The 15913-nt window shown below is 57.0% G+C and carries 9 protein-coding genes; 4 read left to right on the forward strand and 5 right to left on the reverse strand.

The features are described 5' to 3' along the window. Positions 1-4 precede the first annotated feature (4 nt). The 3 genes from OK142_RS17825 to ggt all read right to left on the reverse strand — a co-directional run bounded on the left by OK142_RS17825 (position 5) and on the right by ggt (position 3196). Positions 5-442, reverse strand: coding sequence for an NmrA family NAD(P)-binding protein (locus OK142_RS17825; protein ID WP_498684296.1), 438 nt, complete (start codon positions 440-442; stop codon positions 5-7). Between the two features lie 51 nt (positions 443-493). Continuing rightward, entirely contained in the window at positions 494-1192 is a 699-nt protein-coding gene (gene gst / locus OK142_RS17830; RefSeq protein WP_498684297.1) for a glutathione transferase, Atu5508 family, read from the reverse strand. 246 nt (positions 1193-1438) lie between these two features. Then, positions 1439-3196 carry a gamma-glutamyltransferase gene (ggt, locus tag OK142_RS17835; protein WP_498684298.1) on the reverse strand — a complete coding sequence of 586 codons (1758 nt, stop codon included), beginning with the start codon at positions 3194-3196 and terminating at the stop codon, positions 1439-1441. A gap of 640 nt (positions 3197-3836) precedes the next feature. Between ggt and OK142_RS17840 the strand changes: the two genes are divergently transcribed. The 4 genes from OK142_RS17840 to OK142_RS17855 all read left to right on the forward strand — a co-directional run bounded on the left by OK142_RS17840 (position 3837) and on the right by OK142_RS17855 (position 12228). Further along, complete coding sequence (locus OK142_RS17840) at positions 3837-5216, forward strand: enoyl ACP reductase FabMG family protein (RefSeq protein WP_498684302.1); 1380 nt, start codon at positions 3837-3839, stop codon at positions 5214-5216. Positions 5217-5628: 412 nt separating this feature from the next. After that, on the forward strand, positions 5629-6975 hold the full coding sequence (locus tag OK142_RS17845) for an MATE family efflux transporter (protein ID WP_498684304.1): 1347 nt from the start codon (positions 5629-5631) through the stop codon (positions 6973-6975). A gap of 1050 nt (positions 6976-8025) precedes the next feature. Continuing rightward, the gene (locus OK142_RS17850; RefSeq protein WP_498684307.1) at positions 8026-9159 is read left to right on the forward strand and encodes an efflux RND transporter periplasmic adaptor subunit; all 1134 of its coding nucleotides are present in this window, start codon (positions 8026-8028) and stop codon (positions 9157-9159) included. Between the two features lie 9 nt (positions 9160-9168). Next, positions 9169-12228 (forward strand): efflux RND transporter permease subunit, encoded by a 3060-nt coding sequence (locus OK142_RS17855; protein ID WP_498684309.1) that lies wholly within the window; start codon positions 9169-9171, stop codon positions 12226-12228. A gap of 123 nt (positions 12229-12351) precedes the next feature. Here OK142_RS17855 and glf read toward each other — a convergent pair whose 3' ends face one another. Together glf and OK142_RS17865 are read right to left on the reverse strand one after the other, a co-directional pair. After that, positions 12352-13509, reverse strand: a complete 1158-nt coding sequence (gene glf / locus OK142_RS17860) for a UDP-galactopyranose mutase (RefSeq protein WP_003498738.1) — start codon at positions 13507-13509, stop codon at positions 12352-12354. A 93-nt stretch (positions 13510-13602) separates the two neighbouring features. Further along, the gene (locus OK142_RS17865; protein ID WP_498684311.1) at positions 13603-15648 is read right to left on the reverse strand and encodes an O-linked N-acetylglucosamine transferase, SPINDLY family protein; all 2046 of its coding nucleotides are present in this window, start codon (positions 15646-15648) and stop codon (positions 13603-13605) included. Positions 15649-15913 lie beyond the last annotated feature (265 nt).

Raw genomic sequence — 15913 nt, forward strand, 5'->3', positions numbered from 1 at the left:
AATGTCACGAGACTGATGCTGACAAGGCTGCAACTAGCGACTCGCGCCCACTGCCCGCGAGCCAGGACCTGAAAGTCAGCAGGTCGGGGTTGATTTCGTGCATGAGTTTCAGATCGACCTGCTCGGCGAGCGGGCCGTCTACCAGACTCTCCGCCATATGTGCGCGATCAGCGTTTGCAGCCAAAACATCGTCCGGAAACCGTTTATAGGTTATCGGGCGACCGGCTGCTTCGCTGAAGGCGACCTCAAGCTCGGGTCCGGTCAGTCGATCGCTTGCGATCTTAAGTGTTGCGCCGCCAAAGCGGGACTTGTCGGCAAGCACGGCTGCAACAAACCTGCCGATGTCTTCCACGGAAGTAAGCTGAATGAAATGGTCGGATCGGATCAGGGACACCAGCCGGCCCTCATCCAGACCGAAGCCAGACCTCACCAGCATTTCCATGAAAATACCGGCTGCAAAGCAGACAAAGCTATGGCGCCGTGCAGACGTTAATCAACCCGCTACCTTTCGGAGCGATTTCTCAATCTCTCCTCCGCAATAAGCGTTGCCATAGTCTTCAAAACTCTTGCGGTTCAAGGCAGCCAGCGGAGCTGTAGCTCCCACTCTTCTGGAGAGACCCCAGATTATGGGTGAGGTGTCCTCGATGAGGCCCTTAATGGCTGGGAACCGGTCCGCTACAGTCGTCCAAAGGATTGCGGTCACTATATCTGCAACGCCGATCTTTTCCGTTCCGAGCATAAAGCCTGAAGTAGCACTCAAGCCGTTTCGTACTCCCGTATCCGCAAAAATACGGACCCATTTTTGGAAACGAGGGATGAATTCCTCCCACTTTTCAGGTGTCCACATTTCGCGCCCGCCGTCGAGAGTCAACTCATCAAGGACATCATTGGCATCGTTAACGATCTTGGCGCTGAGTGCGCGGCCCTCAACAGTTGCCGGCAGCATATCCAGCCGCTCACCGAGGTATATGGCGATCGCCGGCATTTGGGAGATTGCAAAATTACGCTCACGGTCAATCAGAACCGGTGGCCCCATGAAGGCAACCGGCTGCTTTTCCACCCCACAATCCATAATTCCTTCAATCGCATCGACATCGTATTCATCCCAGGAGTACCCACGATGGGCCAGAATTCCGCGGATGAACTGACCTCGAAAAGGAACTGGCCAGTAATAAAGGGCGAAGTTCTTCATGCCGTCCTCCATTGGTCATGCAGACAACTAACGGAGTGGGTTACAACCGGTTCCCCGACGTGCACTAAGGAATGCTCTGACGCTTTGACGGCCTCGATGGCACAGGAAGAGTTGTTTTTGGACGTTATGTCCTGTTCGTTGCGATTTCTTCGCTAAAACAGGACACACTTGCAGGTTAGCCACCTAGCCTCCACACGACGCTATGCTCAGTCTCTTGAGGCCGCCGTCCTTCCCCAGGTTGAGCCTTCACTCCCCTACAGCCATTCCCTCGCGTCGTGGATCGGCGCTGCCGGCCAAACCCTGGGCGGTTATCTCAATAGCATGTAAACCGGAATTCATCTCGCCCGGTTTCACCTCGTAACCCAGCGCCTTCAGCGGCCCGATCAGTTCTTCCGCGCTGGTGCCGGCCTCGATGTCGTAGGTGCCGAACCGGTTGATGAGATGCGGCTGGGCGACGATCGCCTCAACCGGCATGCTCCAGTCAATGTAGGCGATCAGCGCCTGTGTCACATAGCCGATGATCTGGCTGCCGCCGGGGGAACCAATGGCGAGCAGTGGTCTTCCATCCTTCATCACGATAGTCGGGGCCATGGAGGAGCGCGGCCGTTTGCCGGGCTCAACGCGGTTGGCGATCGGCAGGCCGCCGTCATGGGTCTTGAAGGAGAAGTCCGTCAACTCGTTATTGAGCAGAAAGCCGTTCGTCATCAGGCGCGAGCCGAAGCCATTTTCGATCGTCGTCGTCATCGAGACCACGTTGCCATCCTTGTCGACGATGGCAAAATGGCTTGTGGAAGGCAACTCGAGCGCGGCATCCCGGCCGAAAACTAGCGCGTGGTCCCATTGCGGCTCGCCAGCCTTGACGGCATCGTTGGCCAGCGCCTTGTCGCCGTCGAGCAGCTTTGCCCTTTCGCCTAGATAGGCCTTGTCCAGCAAGCCTTTGATCGGCAGTGGCACGAAATCGTTATCAGCGACGTAACGCTCGCGGTCGGCGAATGCGAGACGCTGCGCATCGCCGATAATGCGCCAGCTTTCGCCATTTTTCGGCCCCAGGCTCCTTAAATCGAAATTCTCCACCAGGCCTAGTATCTGGCCGACGGCGATGGCGCCCGAAGAGGGCGGTCCCATGCCGCACACATCAAGAGCACGATAATTGAGACAGACAGGTTCGCGCTCGATCACGCGATAGTTGGACAGATCGGTCAGCGATAGCACGCCGGGATTGTCGGGTGCCCCACGCACAGTGTTGACGACCGCCTCGGCAATTCTCCCTCTATAAAAAGCATCGGCACCCCCTTTGGCGAGCACCGCAAGCGTTTCGGCATAGGCCGGATTCTTCAACAGGGCACCGGTCTGCAGGGCGGCTCCGGAGGTGTCGAAGAAATATGACCGGGCCTCTTTATATTTCTTCAACCGGTCGCCCTCGGACGCGATCAGGGAGGCAAGGCGCGGTGACACCTTAAAGCCCTCGGTAGCCAGCGTTTCCGCAGGCTTCAGGAGGCTTGCCCACTCCGCCTTTCCATAGCGTTTGTGGGCTTCCTCCAGAAGCCGCACTGTTCCCGGTGTGCCAACGGAGCGGCCGCCGACCACTGCGTCCATGAATTTAAGCGGTTGGCCGTTGTCATCCAGGAAGAGCTTTGGCGTGGCTTCCATCGGCGCCGTCTCGCGGCCGTCAAACGTTGTCAGCTTGCCGCTTTTTGCGTCGTAGTAGACCAGGAAGGCCCCGCCGCCGAGACCGGAACTCTGCGGTTCAACGAGGCCGAGCATGGCCTGCACCGCCACCATTGCATCGATGGCGTTACCACCCGCTGCGATCACGTCGCGACCCGCCTCAGCCGCCAGCGAATTGGCCGCCGCCACCATGAAGCTCTTTGACTCGATACGTTTGGCAGTCGCAACATCCGTTGCTTTCTCGGGCGCCACCGTGTCGGACGCCTGCTGCGCGGAGGCGATTGCGGTGGAAAGCATCAAGGCGAGAACAGCCTCACTGAGAACTCTTATTTTCATTAGCCTTATCCTCCAGAGAGGGACAACCAGTTCATGCAAGTAGGGTATCAAACTGAGCCAGCACGCAGGCCGAACCCATATCGACTAAGGCACGGGCCATTGTCCGGACTGTTCCTTCGTTCCCGCAAAGGTTCGGCCTTCACCGGTATTTCGGCCCCGTCCGTTGGTTTGCCCCGCTATTCAGCGTCGGTCTGGTGCGCCGCTTTTTTTGACACTATGGTGGCTGTTTCGCCGCATGTCCATCATGTCGAAGGGTCGACATATCGTTTGAAACGGAGCCTCCGTTAACAGCAGTGTCGCCGGTTCGATTTGCATCAAGAACTTTGTAAATTGCATAAGTCTCGATGCAAGCCGCCTCCCGGCATTAAAAAATAGGGCTGCTTTGCGCCTCAGGAAACGCCGATAGCCTCTCAAGCATCCGTAGACGAGCGTTTCGAAGCAATTCGTTTTGGTATGGGTGCGCCTGTCTCCAACGGCTTTGGCATTTCGCTGCAGTGTAAGAACAACAGGGGATCGATTTCACGTTTTGAAATGAACGGTCACCGAAAATGAGTTCCCATCCGGCGACTATACGGTCATGTCTTTATCACAGGTCGTGTGAGCCATTGCTCTACGATACACGAGGCAAAGAGTTGACAGTATGGAAAATCCGGTTGCACTGAATAGTCTTTCCGAAAACACGGTCTTCCGTAAGGGCGATGTTTTCGTATTGTTCGGCGAACTATTCGGCCGCGGATACGCCACCGGCTTGCTTGACGAAGCCAGGCGGGCTGGAATGGAGATTGTGGGGATCACCGTCGGGCGGCGCGACGAGAACAACGCGCTCCGGCCGCTTGACGCCGAGGAACTGTCTTCGGCGGAGGCCCAGCTGGGCGGCAGGATTATCAACATACCTCTTATGGCGGGTTTCGATCTCGATGCGCCCGCAGACGGTCCAACTCCCACCGATCTCCTGGCAAAGATGACGCTGGAGAGCTGGGAACACGACAAGCTCGACTGGGACTATGTAGGGCAATGCCGCGACATCGCTACTGCGCGTTTTACGGAGTCGCTTTCAAGGGTCATGACCGTTCTAGACGGAATGATTAGCGCTGGCCGCAATGTTTTCTTCGCCCACACAATGGCTGGGGGCATTCCGAAGGCGAAGGTATTTCTGGTCGTCGCCAATCGAATCTACAAGGGAACCGGCGCCCGCCACATGTCTTCGCAGACCCTGCTCGACAGTGACATGGGAAAGCTCATTCTGCAGAATTTTGACGATGTCTCCGCAAACACCTTTCGCCATCTCATTGATTTCAGCACGGCGATCCGCGAGCGCGTCGAAGCTTCGGGCGGACAAGTGCGATATACGGCCTATGGTTATCATGGATCGGCGGTCCTGATCGATGGGAGCTATCGTTGGCAGACCTATACCAACTACACCCAGGGATATGCGAAGATGCGGCTCGAAGGCATTGCAGAGCAAGCCTGGGCGACAGGGATCAAGGCAACTGTCTATAACTGTCCCGAAATCCGGACCAACTCGTCCGATGTGTTCACGGGTATCGAGCTGCCCCTCATACCGCTGCTGCTTGCGTTGAAGAAAGAAAACGGTGGCCAATGGGCAGACGAACAGTGGCAGGCCTGCCAGCAGCTTCTGGCCGATGGCTTAACCATGAAGGATGTTTTCCGGAAGATCGCCGCCATGCAGGCCAGCGAGGTCATGCGCCCGTTCTATGTCTTTTCGGCTTGGCCCATGGCAAACAGTCAGGCACAGGCCGATCTGACCATTGGCACGTCAAACGAGATCACCCAGATGCATCGGGATGGCAAGGTGATGATCAGCGACCTCCTGAGCGGTCTCGTTGTGAAGGCAACCGGGCAGCTAATTTTTGGCGAATCTTCCGAACCCTCCGGTCCCGTCCTGTGGCTCAACCACGATATCGTGGCTCGGCGACTTAACTCTTCCCACCCGCATTCGGAGTCTTCTGCGCCGCCTATCGCGCAGGGAATGGAACCCTCACACCTTGAGGTGGCGTGACGGCTTCCCAACTTAGCTTGAAAGCTGGGTGCTTTGGCCATGGAGCGACAAATCTTGTGACAAGAACGCTCCTTCTTTCCAGCCGTTCTGACGGACACCGAGATGCCCCCGAAGCTGCCGTTGGACCTATGCTGCCTGCTGCCCAGCTCGAAGCGGAACCTGAACTGACGGTTCTGGGTAAATGTCCCCCTCAGCCAACAGGATGAGGGCCGACTGGGTTTTGCTTGACCGCGTAGCGATGCAGTCATATAAATCTCCCGGCTTCAGGAGGCCAGCCGCTTGCATGACGCCCTGTCATTGGTGAACTCCTGCTCGTTCAAGCTGATCGCAATATCCCCTTTTGGGTAGTTGGTGCGGTGGCAATGCAAGCGCCCACTCAGAAAATCCGACTTGCCCATTTTGGAATGTTGAGATGAGTGAGCAAAACCGTTCGGCCTCCGTGCCGACCAATTCGTTCCTGCGTGGATCGATTTCTTCCGTATTTATTCGAACCAGCCTGCCGATCATCCTTGTGACCATGGGCAATGGGATGCTGATCGTCGCCGATGCTATGCTACTGGGTGCCTTTGTCGGGCCCGAAGCGCTTGGTGCGGTAACGCTGGTCTTTCCTTTCTCCATGCTACTGGTAGCGGCATCAGCTATTGTCGGTTCCGGCATGGCCAGCGTGCTTGGGCGCCGTCTTGGCGCGCGTGACATGTCAGAGGCTTGTGAGGTCCTCGCTTCGGCACAGGGTCTGGCTGTCGTGCTTGGTGTGGTTACGATCGCCCTATTTTTCCTCGGTGGCGGCGTGATCGTTACCTGGACGGCAGGTGGCAACCAGCACCTCGCCGATACGGGGTGGCGCTTTCTGGCGGTCTCCTTTGTCGCAGCGCCGGTCATGTTTCTGCTGACAGTTCATTCGGACGCGCTCCGCACCGAGGGGCGCGTGGCGTTCATGGCCATGGCCGGTGTAATCCTGACGCTTGCGAATATTGCTCTCAATACATTGCTGATCGGCTATTTCCAGTTCGGAGCCGCTGGTTCTGCCGGCGGAACTGCGCTGGCACAGCTAATTGCGCTTTTGCTCATCATTGGCTATCGCATGGCGGGCAAGGGCATTTTGCCAGTTGTCGGTTTTCGGATTGGTCGAAGTTGGGGTGAGATGCTGGCCCTGGGAATACCGAGAAGCATGAACTTCATCGGTCTCTCCCTGAGTTCTGCGGCGGTTCTATTCTCATTGCATCGCCTGAATCTTGGCAATCAGGAAACCATGGTGACCGCATATGGCGTCGTCATGCGTGTCATGACCTTCGCGTTTCTGCCCCTTATGGGCATGAACCTCGCCCTACAGGCGATTGTCGGCAACACCATTGGGGCAGGACAAGCCGACCGGGCATCGGATACATTGCGTTTGGCCATTTGTGTCAGTGCGGTTTACGGCCTCCTTACTCAGTTGACCCTGAGCCTGGCGCGCGATGGCCTTGGATGGCTCTTCGTGAGCGATGCCACGGTGGCGCTGGAAGTGGCCAGGATTGTTCCAGTCTATGTTGCCGCCTACTTCGCCTTCGGTCCTGTCCTGATGGCCGCGAGCTATGTACAAGCCGTTGGGAAGGTGCGTCAGACCGCAATCCTCTCGCTGGGCCGGACCTATCTGTTTGCCATTCCACTGACCCTGACACTTCCCTTGATCTGGGGGAAAATAGGCATCTGGGCGGCAGCGCCGATGGCAGACCTCATGATGCTCGTTCTGGCAGGGCTTATCTGGCGGCGAGACCGCTAGAAATCCGGTGAGAGGAAGCGTTTTGAGATAAAGGCAGACCTCATCAGAACAGGTGTCGCCAAGTCGATCTGAACCACTACGTTGTGAGTAAGCGCCGAAGATTCACGCCGATATATTCTTTCTGAGGCGCTGTTTTATTCAATGCATTTTGTGGGTTGATGGATAACACGCTGCGCGGTGCCCGCATCAAAACGGATGCTAAAAAGACATCATCTCTCGTCGCTGTCATTCCGCTCCCGGCCCAAAATCAGTCATTCCAGACACGCTGCCACGGCGATCAAACCGGCTAAATCCTTGTCCAATAGATAAGCGGCTCTAGACTTGCTGAGCAAGAGCACTGTTCAGTTCGTGGGTGATGACAATGGGGTTGGCGTGTCCTCGAGTGTGTAGTTATTTCCTATTGGTCAAAAGATATCGTCAACATCAAGTCTCTGCGTTTCAATGTTTACCTGTTTGACCCAATTGTCTTATGGCGCGCTCTTTTCTTTGGAATAAAAAGAGCGCCTAAGGTCGACGCTCTACGCGAATTTTAAATTATGGATCGAGTTTCACCTCAAAGGGATGAGCGGATATCTGATCCGCTGATGTCGAAGCGCCGTATCAATGAATTCCCTGAGTGTTGATGGAAAAACGGTCCTCCATTCACGCGCCGGAAGCTTCTTTGCTGGAAATGCTCCAGCGCTCTTCGATATAGCCCCGGCACAATAAATCAGTTATTGTGAATATGTTCGAGGGAGCGCGTGCTCAATCGGAAATAGAGGCAGGCCCATGCGCTTGATCGATCCGGTTTGCTTGAAGATGGCCGGCAGAGGGATCACACATATCCCAGGCACGGCGCTGTCAAAATTGCCTTCGGCGGTTCGGAGTTGCCGCCAGATGACGCTTTCCGATGCGACGCCGCCAATTCATATCACGATCAACACGCATGGGCGCACTGGACGCAGGGGGCGATGGTTTTACCACCGCCCGCGCGGGAAATCGTGCGGTTGGCTGCGTCAACGCCAATCAAACTTCGTATTGACTCGTCTCTGAACAGGAGTACTGGCAATCATGATAAAACGCATGGTGGTCATGCTGATCGTCATAGGCCTGATTCTCGGGGGGATATTCGGTTTTCAGGCGTTCAAGAACCGCGCAATCGCGACATATCTTGCCAATCTCAAGGCGCCGCCGCAGACTGTCTCGACGATCACGGCCGCGATGAGCCCATGGCAGACAACGCTGCAATCGGTAGGCAGCTTCAACGCCGTTGAGGGCGCCAGCCTTTCGCCGCAGGTTCAGGGCATCGTGCAGGAGGTCGCCTTTCAGGATGGTCAAGACGTCAAAAAAGGCGATCTGGTCGTGCAACTGCTTGCCGACCAGCAGATTGCTCTGCTCCGACAATATCAGGCGACGGAGGCGAACGCGCAAATTGCCCATGACCGCGATACCAGGTTGATCGCGGCCAGCACCATTGCGCAAAGCCAGGTCGATAGCAATTTGGCGGTCTTGAGATCCGCGCAGGCACAGGTCCTGGCACAACAGGCATTGATCGATCAATATTCAATTCGAGCGCCTTTCGACGGGCGCCTTGGCATCAAACTTGTCAGCCTTGGCCAATATCTTGCTGCAGGAACCCCTGTCGTCACCTTGCAGTCGCTCGACCCGATACAATTCGACTTTTCGATGCCGCAGCAGGTTCTGTCGCAGGTAAAGGTCGGGCAGGATATAAACGTAACAATTGATGCCTATGGCAGCCAGACCTTCTCCGGCAAGATCACGGCGATCAATCCGCTGGTGGACAGCCAGAGCCGCAACCTCACGATCCGGGCGAGCTTCTCCAACTCCGACCACAAGCTGTTGCCCGGCATGTTCGGCAATGTCTCGGTGGTGGTCGGTGAGCCGCAAAACTATATCGCCTTGCCGCAGACCGCTGTCACCATCAATCCCTATGGCAATGTCGTCTATATAATAACAGACAAGGGAGCGGGGCAGGATGGAAAGCCGCAGCTTGTGGCCGATCAGAGGTTCGTCACCACAGGGCAGGCGCGTGGCGACCAGATCGCGGTGATCAAGGGGGTCAGCGCGGGTGACGTCGTCGTGACCTCCGGCCAGCTGAAACTGAGCAATGGTTCGCCGGTGGTGATCGACAATACGGTGCAGCCATCCAACGATCCCCACGCAGATCCTGCCAATCCCAACTGAGGCGCGGCGATGAACATCACCGACATTTTCATCCGGCGTCCCGTTCTTGCCCTCGTGGTGAGTGCGTTGATCATCGTGATCGGCTACCAGTCGTCCCGCGTGCTCTCGGTGCGTCAATATCCCCTTACCCAGAATGCCGTGGTTACGGTGACGACCGCTTATCCGGGTGCTGCGCCGGATGTGATCGCCGGCTTCATCACGACGCCACTCGAAAACGCCATCGCCCAGGCCAATGGCATCGATTACATGACCTCGTCGAGCACCAGCGGGACGTCGATCATCACTGTCAACCTGCGGCTCAATTACAATGCGGATGCGGCGATGACGGAAATCAACGCCAAGGTATCCTCGGTTATCAATCAATTGCCGTCGGGAACGCAACAGCCCATCATGACGGTTTCGATCGGCCAGACGATCGATGCGATGTATATCGGCTTTCGCAGCGATGTTCTGGCCGGCAACCAGATCACCGACTATCTGACGCGGGTGGTCCAGCCCAAGTTGCAAGCCGTCAACGGCGTTCAGACCGCCGAAATTCTCGGCGGCAGAACCTTCGCATTGAGGGCCTGGCTGGTGCCCGACAAGCTCGCGGCTTACGGGCTGACAGCTGGGGATGTGCGGAATGCACTTGCGGCCAACAACTACATCTCGGGCATCGGCACCACGCGCGGTCAGATGACCCAGACGGTGCTTACGGCACGGACGGACCTGCATTCGGCCGACGAGTTCAAAGACATGGTGGTCACGCAGATCGGCAGCACGACGGTGCGCCTGAAGGATATCGCCACCGTCGAACTCGGGTCGCAGAACCCCGATGTCCAGATCAGCTTCGATGCGCAGACCGGTGTCTTCATCGGCATCCAGATCGCGCCGACGGCAAATCTGCTCGACGTGATTGCCGGTGTGCGTGCGGCGTTCCCGGAGATTCAGAAACAGCTGCCACAAGGGCTCGAAGGCTATATCGTCTATGATTCCAGTATTTTCGTCACCAAGTCGATCGACGAGGTGGTGAAGAGCCTGGTCGAGGCTCTGGTGATCGTCATTTTCGTGGTGTTCGCCTTTCTCGGTTCACCGCGTTCGGTTGCCATCCCCATCGTCGCCATCCCGCTATCGCTGGTCGGCACCTTCGCGATGATGCTGATTTTTGGCTTTTCAATAAACCTGCTGACCCTGCTGGCTTTCGTGCTGGCCATCGGCCTTGTGGTCGATGACGCCATCATCGTCGTGGAAAATGTCAACCGTCACATCGAGGAGGGCGCCGCGCCGATGCAGGCAGCACTGGCTGCCGCTCACGAGCTGGTCGGGCCGATCCTCGCAATGACTGTGGTGCTGATCGCCGTCTATGTACCGATCGGCTTCCAGGGCGGCCTGACCGGTGCTCTTTTCACAGAATTCGCCTTCACGCTCGTCGGCGCCGTGACCGTTTCCATGATCATCGCGCTGACCCTGACGCCGATGATGTGCTCGCGCATCCTGAAGCCGCATCTGACCGACCGCAGCGGCTGGGAGGAGCGTATCTCGGATTTTATCGATCGGCGCTTCTCGGAAATTCATAGACCCTATACACGATTGCTGCACGGCAGCCTGAATACGATACCGGTGGCGCTGGTATTTGCCGCCATTGTGCTTGGCAGCATCTATTTTCTGTACACAAGCGCCAAGAGCGAACTGGCCCCCAATGAGGACCAGGGATTTCTCGCCGCGCAGGTGACCAATGCCCCCAACGCAACGCTTCAACAGAAACTGCTCAATTCCGACCAGGTCACCAAGATCTTCCGCAGCTTCCCGGAGACCGACAAGAGCCTGCAGGTTGAGGTGCCAGGCACATCGTTCCAGGGCATGGTGCTGAAGCCGTGGGACGAACGTGCAAGAACGGCAGACCAGTTACAGCCGCTGGTGCAGGCCGAAATGGCGAAAATCGCGGGAGGCCAGGCGGTTGTCTTCCAGTTGCCGCCGCTGCCCGGCGCCAGCGGCTTGCCGGTGCAGTTCGCCATCGGCAGCACGGGTAGCTTCGACCAGCTCAACGAAGTATCCAGCTCCGTCCTGCAGGAAGCGCAGAAATCCGGTGAGTTCATCTTCCTGACGAAGGATCTTTACGTCGACAATCCGCAATATTCTATCCTGATCGATCGTAGCAAGGCATCGGCGCTTGGCCTGCCGATGAGCACCGTGGGAGCATCACTCGCTTCCATGCTGGGTGGTGGCTATGTCAACTATTTCAGCATCGACAACCGCGCCTACCAAGTCATTCCCCAGGTTGAACAACGCTCGCGCCAGACCATCGATCAGATCATGGACTACCCGATCGCAAGCGTGAACGGTGCGAAGATCCCGCTCTCGGCGATTGCCACGGTGAAGCTTGAGGCAACCCCACGATCGGTCGCGCATTTCCAGCAGTTGAACTCTGCCACCGTTTCCGGCGTGCCCGCGCCGGGCGTTGCCGTCGGGGATGCCCTGGAGACGCTGAGGTCGATCGCGGCGCGGACGCTGCCGCAGGGCTACACGGTAGACTTTGGGGGGCAGTCCCGCCAGTTCGTGCAGGAATCGAGCGGCATGGCCGCCACCTTCGCTCTTGCGCTCATCATCGTTTTTCTGGCGCTATCGGCGCAGTTCAACAGTTTCCGCGATCCGCTGATCATTCTTGTGTCGGTGCCCATGTCTATAGCGGGCGCACTGGCTTTCATCAGCCTTGGAATCGGCGGGGCAACGATGAACATCTATACGCAGGTCGGGCTGGTCACATTGATGGGACTGATCAGCAAGCACGGCATTCTGATCGTAGAGGTGGCGAACACGCTGCAGGCTTCCGGCAAATCCAAGCGCGAGGCGATTGAAGGCGCCTGCGGCATCCGGCTGCGCCCGATCCTTATGACGACCGGAGCCATGGTTCTGGGCGTAGTGCCGCTGATACTGGCCACCGGCGCTGGTGCGGCTGCCCGCTACAATATGGGTTTGGTGATTGCCACGGGGCTTGCCATCGGCACATTGTTCACGCTCTTCGTGGTGCCTGCCGTCTACATGGTGCTGGCCGCGGATCACCGCAGGCAGGATGGCGTTGCGGCACCATAACGATCAATCTGTCCGACTTTTGAAAGTATTGGTGATTGGCCACTCCCTCGTGCCGTTTCCGGTTTGAAGGTGATAACCGGAGTTTGGCGAAAGCGACTGTCAAATACTCCTTTCATGGGGTCATCAGACGGGTGAATGCAGGAATGCCGGCATGGAATTGCCCTCTGATCGCTTGGCGAGATAGAGGCGGGCGGTGTCAAGCGCCTCGCGAATGGTCACATCCATGTCAAGATAGCGATAGGTCCCAAGTCGTCCGACAAAGGTTATCGACACTTCCCGCTCGGCACGTGCCACATATTCGGCGAGCTGTTCCTTGTCCTTGACCAACCGAACGGGATAATAAGGGATGTCCTCAGGCCCGCATTCGCGGGAGAACTCCCTGTAGCAGACGGAGCCGGTATGTTCTTCCCACGGAGAAAAGTGCTTGTGTTCGGTGATGCGGGTAAAGGGTATTGAGGCGTCGCCATAGTTCATCACCGCGCAGCCCTGATAGTCGCCGTCATAGGTGAAGCGCTCGAAGTCGAGTGTTCTGTACGCCAGGCGGCCGAGTTCGAAGTCGAAATAGCCGTCGAGCGGACCGGAATAGAAGACGTGTTTAGACGTTGGTGCCTCTGCACGGCGGAATTGTGTGCCGAGCTTAACCGTGATGTTCGGATGATCGAGAATGCGCTCAATCATGTGCGTGTAGCCGGTCTCCGGCATGCCCTGATATTTGTGGAAGAAGTAGTTGTCGTCATAGTTGAAGCGCACGGGCAGGCGTTTCAGGATGGAGGCCGGCAGGTCTGTCGGCGAGCAGCCCCATTGCTTCTCCGTATATCCCTTGAAGAAGGCTTCGTAGAGTTCCTGGCCGACGAAGCGCAGTGCCTGCTCCTCGAAAGTCTGCGGATCGGTGATCGACTTGTCCGCCTTTTCCTCGATGAAGGCTCGCGCTTCATTGGGCCGGAAGTTTTTGCCGAAGAACTGGTTGATTGTGTGCAGATTGACCGGCAGGGAATAGACGCGCTCGCTGCTCGTCGTTTTGACGCGGTTCTTATAGGGCATGAAAGTCTGGAAGCTGTTCACATAATCCCAGACTTCCCTGTCGTCGGTGTGGAAGATATGGGGACCGTAAACGTGGATCATGACGCCGGTCTCGCTGTCACGCTCTGTGTGGCAATTGCCGGCGATATGGTCGCGGGCATCGATGATCTCGACTGCATGGCCTGCCAGTGCGAGTTCTCGTCCTATGACCGCTCCAGAAAGGCCGGCGCCTACGATGATGATTTTTTCGTCTGCGCGCATTGAAAATCAATCCTGCTTATATGACGCCCCGTAGGCGGTAAAATTTGCATTGAAAAGCGCAGCTGAGCGCGTGTTTTGGCTAGCCGATCTCGCTCAGTTGTCTGGCTTCTGCCAGAGGCGACGATCATATGGGATCGGTGCGTAGTCGTGCCGCTGATTGAGCTTTTTCAGATAGCGCTTGCGGTAGCTCTGTTCATCTTCAAACTCGATGTTTTCCAATACGGTTTCCGCACCCAATTCATAGTAGAGATCGAGATTGCTGAGATCCGGCACGGGTGTTTCGCCGCGCTCACATTCGCCCTGCATTTGCCAAAAGAGGTACTCCAGACGTCGCGCCAGAGCAGGAATATCCCGCAACACGCTCGTTTCGCGCTGCCGGGCGATCGAATCTCTCACCTCCAGGAGGCTCTTCCGATCGCGTTCGAAACCGATGGCGCGGGCGACATAGTCTTCCGGCGAAGAGCAAAGCATCTCCGGGACACCGGCTGCGGTAACGATGCTGCCGCAGAAGCGTGCGGCAAACGTCTTGCCCGACATGGTGAGAACAGGCAGGCCGGATGTTATCGCATCCGCGGCCGTGGAGTGGGCACCATAGGGGAACGTATCCAGGAACAGATCGGCGACGCCGATACGGGCAATATGCTGCGGGTTCTGGACCTTCGGTGCAAATACGAGCCGTTCCGGCGCGACACCGCTTTTTTCCGCGACGTCTCGCAGGCGCTGATTGACATCGTCATCGCCGGTCAGCAACCACAATAGGCTGCCGGGCGTCTGTGACAGGATTGTCATCCATCGTGCAAAGCAGTTTTCCGTGATTTTCTGCATGCCATTGAAACTGGCGTAGACGAACGCATCCTCCGGCAATCCGACCTCGGCTCGGCTCGGCCGGGCGGCTATGGACCGCTTTCGGTCCAGCGGCTGGTCGCAGGCGATGCGCAGCACCTTTTCGGAGTAATAGATTTCGTTTTCTTCCGGGATCATGTATCCGTCAGAGATCAGATATTGATGGAACGGGCTTCCCGTCGATCCCGGATAGCCGCAGAAGCTGACGATGACAGGCGCAGGGCGATAGGCGAAAATCTTTGCGCGCGCGTCCTTGGTATAGCCGTTCACGTCGATCAGTATATCGATTTCGTCGGAGATGATTTGCGATGCGGCAGTGGCATCATCCAGGCCGTTGATATCCCGCCAGCAATGGACCGCGGCCTTTATTCGCTCCTGCGTGCTGTCCGTGTTGCGGACATTGCCGCAATAATAGGCGAAAACTTCAAGGCTGTTCTTGTCATGCAACTCCAGAACCTCGCAAAGAGCAAAGCCCACGGCATGATCGCGAAGATCCGATGAGAGGTAGCCGACGCGCAGGCGCTGACCGGTTCCGGACTTCTGCTTTGGCGACCTGCGCGGAAAACGGCTCAGGTCCGGACATGCGCCGACGAGTGTTTTGCTAAAGCGATATGCCTTGGCCAGCTGGAACATCGGATCGTCAGCGTAGCAGCTTAACGTCAGAGACGAAATTGCATCGATCATCTTGCGGGGGGCGAGGTGGTTTGACGGTGCAAGCACCGGCCATTTGCACTGGCGCTGCCGCAACGATGCCCAGTGCTGCCCTGCCTCTGGCGAATCCGGCCGCAACTCGAACGCCTGCAGCAATGCGTTTTCAGCTTCTTCAAACTTCCCGGCAATTTCGAGGACGCGACCGATATTCTGCAAAATCATATGCCGATGTCCAACCGCCTCGGCGTCTATATGGTGCGTGGCCACGGCATAGTTCGACCATTGCTCCACCGCCTGACCGATAAGCCCCGCATCTTCAAGCACACGACCGAGATTGATGTGGCCGGGGGCAAATTCTGGATTAGCCTTCAAGCAGGCGCGAAATGCCTGTATGGCGCCGGCGCGGTCGCCGAGCTGGCTGAGAGCGACGGCATAGTTGAAGTAGGCGAGATGAACTGTGGGGTTCTTGTCGTTGAATGCGACCCAGGTCTTGTAGAGCTCTACTGCGGCAGCCTGCTGTCCGGCAGCGGTGAGAGCCTCGGTTACCTTCAGCAGATCTATGAGACTCAATCGTTGGTTCTGCGCAAGATCAAGTGCGCTCGGAGCGGCGGCATCATTTGAAGGAGAGACGTGGCTGGCGGTCATGACATCCTGCGGCAAGGCAACAAAAGGGGTCGAAGTTAGAAGCAGTCTATTAATCAGCTGTTTTTAACTATCGCAGATAACTTGCCTGTGGCTGGATGTGTTGGGGCTGTATTGTCTATCCTGGTAGAGGTCGTGGCAGGTTCACGGATCGGCAAGTAAAAATTTCTTCCCGGTTGAATGCCGGCTTTTGCGGCGTTGACGCTGCCATGGCTGCAAGACGCCTGTTCAATGTTCTTCCGAAGCATTCGGAAACGAAAGCGAATTA

Origin of the sequence: Agrobacterium sp. BT-220-3, from assembly GCF_025910175.1 — a bacterium.
GTDB classification, from domain to species: domain Bacteria; phylum Pseudomonadota; class Alphaproteobacteria; order Rhizobiales; family Rhizobiaceae; genus Agrobacterium; species Agrobacterium oryzihabitans.

Excerpts from the sequence above, each read along its gene's own strand:
- OK142_RS17825 (WP_498684296.1), bottom strand. The coding sequence starts at position 442 with ATGGAAATGCTGGTGAGGTCTGGCTTCGGTCTGGATGAGGGCCGGCTG.
- gst (WP_498684297.1), bottom strand. The coding sequence starts at position 1,192 with ATGAAGAACTTCGCCCTTTATTACTGGCCAGTTCCTTTTCGAGGTCAG.
- ggt (WP_498684298.1), bottom strand. The coding sequence starts at position 3,196 with ATGAAAATAAGAGTTCTCAGTGAGGCTGTTCTCGCCTTGATGCTTTCC.
- OK142_RS17840 (WP_498684302.1), top strand. The coding sequence starts at position 3,837 with ATGGAAAATCCGGTTGCACTGAATAGTCTTTCCGAAAACACGGTCTTC.
- OK142_RS17845 (WP_498684304.1), top strand. The coding sequence starts at position 5,629 with ATGAGTGAGCAAAACCGTTCGGCCTCCGTGCCGACCAATTCGTTCCTG.
- OK142_RS17850 (WP_498684307.1), top strand. The coding sequence starts at position 8,026 with ATGATAAAACGCATGGTGGTCATGCTGATCGTCATAGGCCTGATTCTC.
- OK142_RS17855 (WP_498684309.1), top strand. The coding sequence starts at position 9,169 with ATGAACATCACCGACATTTTCATCCGGCGTCCCGTTCTTGCCCTCGTG.
- glf (WP_003498738.1), bottom strand. The coding sequence starts at position 13,509 with ATGCGCGCAGACGAAAAAATCATCATCGTAGGCGCCGGCCTTTCTGGA.
- OK142_RS17865 (WP_498684311.1), bottom strand. The coding sequence starts at position 15,648 with ATGACCGCCAGCCACGTCTCTCCTTCAAATGATGCCGCCGCTCCGAGC.